The following is a 7,867-nucleotide window of genomic DNA, read 5'->3' on the forward strand; positions in this document are numbered from 1 at the left end:
TTCATTTTACATGATCACTATCTCATGGAGTCAACCTGACCCCATATGTACTGGTGCTTCTGTCGACGCATTACCAACAAACGACCCGAAGCAATCGGCGTCAATCTAGCAACGAGTTTTGCAATAGCACAGTGCCTTTTGCGATTTCTCGCGTGTGAACACGTGTGGGATCATGACAAATAGAGGGGATTCAGTAAAAAAATTATGAAGTGTTGCAAAAAACATACCCTCTCTCCCGCTACTTAGAGCGGTAGGTGTCCAACAATTCGCTATCCGGCGCAACTTGGGGGCGGTCATTCAGCAGAATTGTATGGACTGAGAGACCATTCGGACGGTTCTCTATGGGAAATAGTGGGACAGGCTTGCGCGAACCCGATCGCGCGGTGTTGCATCGCGGTCGTCCGGAATGAAGGGTGTAGCCGTGATTGCTTCGTAAGCGCGGATGTACACCTTCGAGGTCTGCTCGATCAGATCGAGCGGAATTTCGGGTATCTCGTCCTTGTAAGGATCGCATCGCTCGGTCACCCACGCACGGACGAAATCCTTGTCAAAACTTGCGGGGCGCGCGCCCCTTTCGAAGCTCTCTTGGTAACTGTCGGCCAACCAGTAGCGACTACTGTCCGGGGTGTGAATTTCGTCGGCGAGAATGATGGCGCCGTTTTCGTCAGTGCCGAACTCGTATTTGGTGTCGACGAGGATGAGCCCCCGTTTACGGGCAATTTCCTGGCCGCGCGCGAACAAAGCCAGCGCGTAATCCGACAATGTTTGCCATTGTTCCTTTGTCAAAAGCCCGTGCTCGATGATCTGAGCCGGCGTCAGCGGTTCGTCGTGGCCGCCATCGAATTCCTTGCTGGTCGGTGTGATGATCGGCTCCGGCAGGATCTGGTTGTCGCGCATGCCGTCCGGCAGCGTGATGCCATACATCTCGCGCTGACCCTTCTTATAAAGTGTCAGGATCGATGTGCCGGTGGTCCCGGCAAGATACCCGCGCACCACAACTTCTACTGGCAGGATGTTCAGCCGCTTTCCGACGACGACATTCGGGTCGGGATAGGCGATGACGTGGTTCGGGCATATGTCTTTCGTCGCCTCGAACCAGTAGCGCGCCGTCTGCGTCAGCACCTGGCCCTTGTAGGGAATGCAGGTGAGGATACGGTCAAAGGCGCTCAACCGGTCGGTGCTGATGATGATGCGGCTGCCGTCCGGCAGGTCATAATTCTCGCGCACCTTGCCGCGGTAATAGTTAGGCAGTTCCGGAAAATGGGCTTCGGAGAGAATTCGCAATATCGTCACTCAGCAGGCTCGTGCATCCGTCCGACGGACGCTTCATGTTGGACCCTTAACGCATAACACTGAAAATCGGAATCGATTTTCAGACGGGATATGCGTCATCTATTAAGAGCGGATGCGCTCTCAAATCCAGAACCAGCCGATCAAGGCCAGTGCCAGACTGTAGCTGACAATGGTCAACAGCCAGCCGGCGCGCAGGAAATCGGTAAACCGGTAGCCGCCGATGCTCATGGTCAGCGTATTGTTGTGATGACCAAACGGTGTGATGAAGTCGAGCGAGGCGCCGGCGGCGACGGCAATCAGATAGGCATTGGCGGAATGCCCGGCCTTGGCCGCCAGCTCGAAGGCGATCGGCGTCAGCACGATGGCGACGGTGGCGTTGTTGACGAAGGGGGTGATCGCCATCGCCAGGAACAGGATGAGCGCGACGCCGAAACCCGGCCGCTCGAGCGGCACGACGGCGCCGAGCCCACCCGTCAGCATCTCTGCCGTCCCCGATGTGGCCACCGCTGTGCCGAGCGGGATCATCGCCGCCAGCATGATGATGATGGGCCAATTGAGATCGGCGATCGCAGCGCGCAGGTTGATGAAGTTCATCAGCGCCATTGCCAGGATGACGCCGGCAAGAGCGATCTCCGGGCGAAGCAGTCCTGTGGCGGTGGCGAGCACGCCGCAGGCAAAAAGCAGAAGCGGCCAGAAAGAGCGCAGCGGCGGCGTATGATCGTAGCTTGCGGCCAGCGGCAAGCATTCGCATTCGTCCAGTGCCTCGGCGATCGCGTGCTTCGGCCCCTCCAGCTTGAGGATGTCGCCGATTGAAAGAGGAAGATCGTCGAACCGTCCTTCGATGCGCGGCGAGCGCATGGAAAGGCCGGTGATCGCGATGCCGCGCGAGCGGAAAACGTCCAGCGATTGGATGCGCGAGCCGATCAGCGTGCTCTGTGGCATGACCACCGCTTCGCTGCGGATAAGATCGGACGCATAGGCGCCGGAATGGGATTCAAGCATCAGCACGCCTTTTGCCGACAGCCTGTCGAACAGCACGTCCGACCCTTCGGCAAGCAGAATATCGCCAGCTTCGATTACGGCACCTTCCGCGGCGGAGACGAAACGGCTGCCGCGAATGAGGGCGTGCGGCTGGATGCCGAAGGCCCGGCGGCAATCCGCCAGCCGTTGTCCGATCAACGGAGAGCCGTGCGGCACCCGGCGTTCCGCAATCATTTGACGATCTATCGCCCGGCCCGGCGCCGCGTCCTCCTCACCTGATTTGGGAAATAGCCGCCGAACGATCGCGGCGATCAGGATCACGCCGACTATCGCAACCGGCAATCCGACATAGGCGAAATCGAAGAAATGGAAGCCGCTTCCCGTCGCCCTGAGCAGGGCGTCGCTGACCAAAAGATTGGCCGGCGTGCCGATCAGCGATACCAATCCACCGAGAAGCGCCGAAAAGGAAATCGGAATAAGCAACTGTCGCCGCGGAATGGCGGTGACATCGGTAATGCGCAGCGCCACTGGCAGCGCGATAGCATAGGCGCCGATATTGTTCATGAAAATCGAGATGAAGGCGGTCAGTCCGGAAAGCGCCCCGATGATGACAAAGGACGGCGGGTTTGCGGCGAGAAGGCGGTCTGCCAACGCGCCGAAAAGCTGTGCCCGGGCCAACACTTGCACGATCAGCAGGATTTCGATGACGGTGATCACGACCGGGCTCGCGAGGCCGGAAAAGACCCCCTCCGCCGGATAGAGGCCGAGCAAGTACCCGGCAAGCAGTCCGGCGATCGAAACGACCTCGATCCGGAAACGGTCAAGACAAAACAGCGCCAGCATCAGGCCCAGAAGGATCAGCAGGGATGCTTGTTCGAACGTCATGGGCGGGCCCCGGAGATTCGCCAGGACCCAGAATGAACCAGCCTGCCGGTCCTGTACAGCCCCGCCGAGAACTGCCGTCAGACGGGCGTCCGCCAGCCGCCGTTTCCGGCCCTTTCAAGGATCGGCGTCGAAAACACGCCGACGATTCGCTCGCTCCATGGCTTGCCGGTCGCATCGACCCGCTCCCGCCAGCGCTCGGATTGCAGCATGGCCGCCCCGATCACGACAGGTTCTATGGCGCATGCGGTCAAAAGCTCGAGCCCGGCGACGATCGAGGCGCCGCTCGAGATCACGTCGTCGATCAGCGCAACCCGTTTTCCCTGCAGAAGCGGCAACATGCGCGGGTCGATATAAAGTCGTTTTTCCTGGTTCGGCGTGGTGATGGAGGAAAGCGAAACCGACAGATCCTCGCGATACCAGAATTTGCGGGAGGTGCCGAGCGGAACGTAACGCTGGTGGCCGAGTGCCCGGGCGACGGCGCTAGCCAGCGTCAGCCCGAGCGTCGGCAGTCCGGCGATGACATCGACGTCATGCGCGGCGATGCGCTCGGCCAGCGCTTCGGCCAGGGCTTCCTGCACGGAAAAACTGGCCTGATTGATGATCAGCGATGCCAGCGCGTGGTGGCCATCGGCCAGCGCGCGGATCGGCAGGCGCAATTGCCGTCCGTCGGGCAGTTCCGCTACATAGAAATCGCGGAATTCGCCGGTTGCGCAAAAGCTTTGCGGCGAATGAATCTCCTGCCAGAAATCATGAGGCTGCATTGCGTCCCGCCTTCATTGCATTTCGTCCGTTCTTTTCCATGCCCGCCCGCCTGTGAAGCTCGAGAAGCTCCGCCTCGGTCAGCGCCCGGACCGCGCCTTTCGGAAGATCGCCGAGCATGATGTTGCCGAAGGCGACGCGCACCAGCCGCAGGCATTCGATGTCGAGCGCTTCCAGCATCCGCCGAATTTGCCGATTGCGGCCCTCCTTGAGCTCCACCTCGATCCAGCCGTTGCGGTCGCCGCTGCGCAGCAGGCGGGCGGAAATCGCGGTCAGAAGCTCACCATCGTCGATGATTCCGCTTTCCATGCGATCCAGGAGTTCCTGGTCCATGATGCGGTTGACCTGGACATGATAGATCTTGCCGACATGGGTAACGGGATCGAGCAGGGCTTGGGCCAACACCGTGTCATTGGTGAAGAGAAGCAGCCCTTCACTTGCCTTGTCCAGCCGCCCAACCGGCGCCAGATGCCGGGCGTCGATATCTCTCAGACAGTCGTAGACCGTCGGCCGGCCCTCGGGATCGTCGCGTGTCGTCACCAGTCCGCGCGGCTTGTTCAACATGAACCAGAGCTTCTTTTCCGCTGATATCTCGATGCCGTCGACGGCGATCCGCGCCTGGTCAAGATCGATCCAGGCGGCCGGATCGGTGATCTTGCGGCCGTCGACCGCAACACGACCGCCGGCAATCAGCGATTCCGCCTGGGTGCGCGAGCAATAGCCGAGCTTCGACAGCGCCCGCGGCAGGGTCACGCGTTTGCCCTCCGTCTCCTGCCGGCCTTTCGCTCCCTTGCCCGATCTTTGCGGTGCATGCCTTTGGCTCACCCGTTGCCTCATCCTTGTCTTAGCGATGGTGTCTTGGCGATGGTCAGGTGTATCCGCCTGACAATGCCAATCCTTTCGCACGAGGAACGTTGCGACGCAAATCGCGCCAAGGGGAAACACACAAGAGGGACAGGGCCCGCGCCTTGTCAACGCGAGCCCTGCCGGCGGTCCGGAGCAGCGATGGGTCGGGTACGGCGACGCCGGGGTAGTTGTCGCCGTCAGCTCCGGAGGGGGCGCCGTCGCGGCAAACCTGCATCGCTTGTGTTTCCGGGATTTTTCAGAACGGCGGAAATTTGTTACAGTTTGTAACGGCGGCCGTTTCCCTGTTGTCAAAGTCGCCCTTCGCCTCGCATGGATGAGCCATGGTTTCTGCATCGCTTCTTCTGGTCGAGGACGACCGCGAAATTAGGGCGCTCCTGGAGGAGTTCCTGAGCCGCGAAGGTTTTGCTGTCGAGGCGGTCGAAAGCGCTGCCGCCATGGATCGTGCGCTCGCCAGGGGTTTTCCTGATCTCATCATTCTCGATCTGATGCTGCCGGGCGAGGATGGTCTTTCGGCCTGCCGCCGTATCCGGGCGCGCAACCAGGTGCCAATCCTGATGCTGACGGCGAAGTCCGATGATATCGACCGCATCCTCGGCCTGGAGATGGGCGCCGACGATTATCTCGGCAAACCCTTCAATCCGCGCGAGCTCCTTGCACGGGTCCGCGCCATCCTGCGCCGCTCCGGTCCCGAGCGCTCGGAGGAGGGTAGCGGCCCGCGGCGGCGCAAGAGTTTCGCCGGCCTGATCGTCGATCTCGACGGAAGGGCAATCGAGATCGAAGGCGAGGGGCCGGTGCGCCTGACGACCGCTGAGTTCGATCTGCTCGTCTGCTTCCTGGAGCGGCCGCGCCGGGTGCTGTCGCGCGACCAACTGCTCGACTGGACACGCGGACGCGGTGCGGACCCATTCGATCGCACCATCGACGTGACCGTCTCGCGCCTGCGCACCAAGCTTGCGCATTACTTGCCCGATGGCGCGCAAGTCATCACGACCGTGCGCAATGCCGGCTATCTCCTGACCGTCGATGTGAGGGATGTCTGAGCCATGCTGAAACTCGGTCTCGTTTCGCGCATCATCATGATCGTCGCCGTGGCATTGTTCATCATTCAGCTTGCCGCTTTTGTTGCTGCCAGTTTGAAGCCGGACTCGCCGCTCAGCCACCAGCTATCGCCTGCGATGCAGATCAAGTCGGCGGTACGCCTCCTTGATGCCATCCCGCCCGAGGCACGGGAGCAGGCGGTGCATGCGCTGAATGCGATCGGTCTGGATCTGCGTCTTGTCGACGCCGCGCCGCCTGCGCAAAACGAGGACGCGGCCGACCCGACTCTTGGTCGCAAACTGGCCCGTGAGTTTGCCAGCTTTGCGCTCGGCGACCGCTATTTCAGCCTGCGCTCGCTCCCCGAACGGCCGCAGGGTTGGTTTTCGGTCGGCGCTCCCGACCGTACGATCGAAGTGTCGATCGGCATTGCCGGCGGCAAGGTAGCCGTTTTCAGCCTGGCCGATACGCCGACCGTGCGGCTGCGCGGAGTCCCCGTGGGCTTCATGGCCGGACTTCTCGGCGTGCTGGTAGCGGTGATCGCAGTCGTCGCCGTGGCGCGCGAGACCCGGCCGTTGACGCGCTTGTCGCGCACCGTCAATTCTATCGGTAAGGGCCTGCAGCCGATCGATATTCCGGAACGGGGCGCCTGCGAACTGCGTATGCTGATCCGTGCCATCAACGGCATGCAGTTGCGCATCGCCGCATTGATCAACAATCGCACCCTGATCCTCGGGGCGATCTCCCATGATCTTAGAACCTATCTCACCCGCTTCCGCCTGCGCATGGAGATGATGCCGGACACGCCGCATCGAGAGCGGGCGATCGCCGATATCGAGGCGATGCAACGCCTTGTCGAGGATGCGCTGGGCTTTGCCCGCAGCACGGTCGTTTCCGGGGGGCGGGATATCGCCGATCTCGACGCCGCTGTCTGTGCTCTTGTCGCCGAGCGCCAGGACGGGCCGGACCTCGTCTCGCTTTCACCGTGCGGAAGAGAATTGGCGGTGACGATGCCGCAGACGGCGCTGGCCCGGGTGCTGGACAATCTGACTGACAATGCACTGCGTTACGGCGGCAGGGCCGATGTTTGCATCGAGCGCCGGGGCGAACATGCCGCCGTCATCATCGGCGATCGTGGCCCCGGCATTTCGATGGAGCGGCGCAAGGATGTGCTCGAACCCTTCGTGCGTTTGGAAGAATCGCGCAATCGCGATCTTGGGGGGAGTGGGTTAGGATTGACGATCGTCCGTCAGATCCTCGATGCGCACAATGGCGCACTTCGCCTTGAGGATCGGGACGGCGGCGGGCTCAATGCCATCGTGCTTCTGCCGCTGGCGGCGAGCAGTCGGGTTGCCGCCTGAAATGGCGCACATCAAAGGGCTCGCGCTGAAATGCGCGCTGATTGCCATCTGTCGCGTTGCCGCTCAATGACGGGTCAGGAAGCGCCTTAACTCCTCCCGGCTAACGACGATGCCTGCGGCGGCCTTTTTCGGGTCCGGATGCGTATAGGTGAAGCTCAGCAGGTCAGGCAGATCCAATGCCTGGCGCATGTTCATGATGCCGAGTGCCTTCCGTCCGGTGGCGCTGTCGACGCTGACTTCGACGATGCTCTCTGGTCTTGTTGTATCCATGGTGTCCTCCCACCTTTTTATATAGCAGAAATCTCATATAAAATAATGGGTTTTTATGAGAACCGACCTAGATAAAAAGCGTTAACGGCGCTTCACGGTCGCAACGATTCATTAACCATGAATTGGCTTCGGAAAGGAGAAATGCAATCATCCCTGCCGGCCTCGAATGGTTCATCCTTCGCTGCAAATCGAAAATTTTGACCAATTGGACAATATTTTTCACCGGATTTGGAGGAGGTCAAAGCCTAACTTCTCCATCGCTCACAAATCCACTAGTAAAATCAGTCACTTATAAAAATGTCAGAATTTTTACAGAGATGGTGTTGACTGGAGGAAAGGTGTGGGATTATAAGCCCACTCACTGAACGAGGGCGGCGGCGCTGCTGGCGACGAAGTCCTTCGCTCTAGTGTTTCCT

General features: G+C 60.5%; 7 protein-coding genes. 2 read left to right on the plus strand and 5 right to left on the minus strand.

Annotated elements, in window-relative coordinates; genetic code table 11:
- Positions 1-339: 339 nt before the first annotated feature.
- The 4 genes from FHT86_RS36135 to FHT86_RS36150 all read right to left on the minus strand — a co-directional run bounded on the left by FHT86_RS36135 (position 340) and on the right by FHT86_RS36150 (position 4,671).
- Complete coding sequence (locus tag FHT86_RS36135) at positions 340-1,284, minus strand: phosphoribosylaminoimidazolesuccinocarboxamide synthase (protein WP_133704685.1); 945 nt, start codon at positions 1,282-1,284, stop codon at positions 340-342.
- A gap of 129 nt (positions 1,285-1,413) precedes the next feature.
- On the minus strand, positions 1,414-3,159 hold the full coding sequence (locus FHT86_RS36140; RefSeq protein ID WP_133704607.1) for an SLC13 family permease: 1,746 nt from the start codon (positions 3,157-3,159) through the stop codon (positions 1,414-1,416).
- A 77-nt stretch (positions 3,160-3,236) separates the two neighbouring features.
- Positions 3,237-3,920: a phosphoribosyltransferase gene (locus FHT86_RS36145; RefSeq protein WP_133704606.1), complete on the minus strand. Its 684-nt coding sequence runs from the start codon at positions 3,918-3,920 to the stop codon at positions 3,237-3,239.
- On the minus strand, positions 3,907-4,671 hold the full coding sequence (locus FHT86_RS36150) for a pseudouridine synthase (RefSeq protein ID WP_312862668.1): 765 nt from the start codon (positions 4,669-4,671) through the stop codon (positions 3,907-3,909). Before FHT86_RS36150 ends, FHT86_RS36145 begins: the two co-directional genes overlap by 14 nt.
- Positions 4,672-5,105: 434 nt before the next feature.
- On the opposite strand from FHT86_RS36150, the gene FHT86_RS36155 reads away from it, so the two are divergent.
- Together FHT86_RS36155 and FHT86_RS36160 are read left to right on the plus strand one after the other, a co-directional pair.
- Positions 5,106-5,825: a response regulator gene (locus tag FHT86_RS36155; protein WP_133704604.1), complete on the plus strand. Its 720-nt coding sequence runs from the start codon at positions 5,106-5,108 to the stop codon at positions 5,823-5,825.
- Between the two features lie 3 nt (positions 5,826-5,828).
- Positions 5,829-7,181, plus strand: a complete 1,353-nt coding sequence (locus FHT86_RS36160) for an ATP-binding protein (protein ID WP_133704603.1) — start codon at positions 5,829-5,831, stop codon at positions 7,179-7,181.
- 63 nt (positions 7,182-7,244) lie between these two features.
- Here the strand turns inward: FHT86_RS36160 and FHT86_RS36165 are convergent, their stop codons facing one another.
- Complete coding sequence (locus tag FHT86_RS36165) at positions 7,245-7,451, minus strand: hypothetical protein (RefSeq protein ID WP_133704602.1); 207 nt, start codon at positions 7,449-7,451, stop codon at positions 7,245-7,247.
- Positions 7,452-7,867 lie beyond the last annotated feature (416 nt).

This window comes from Rhizobium sp. BK313, assembly GCF_014193655.1.
Classification (GTDB): Bacteria; Pseudomonadota; Alphaproteobacteria; order Rhizobiales; family Rhizobiaceae; genus Rhizobium.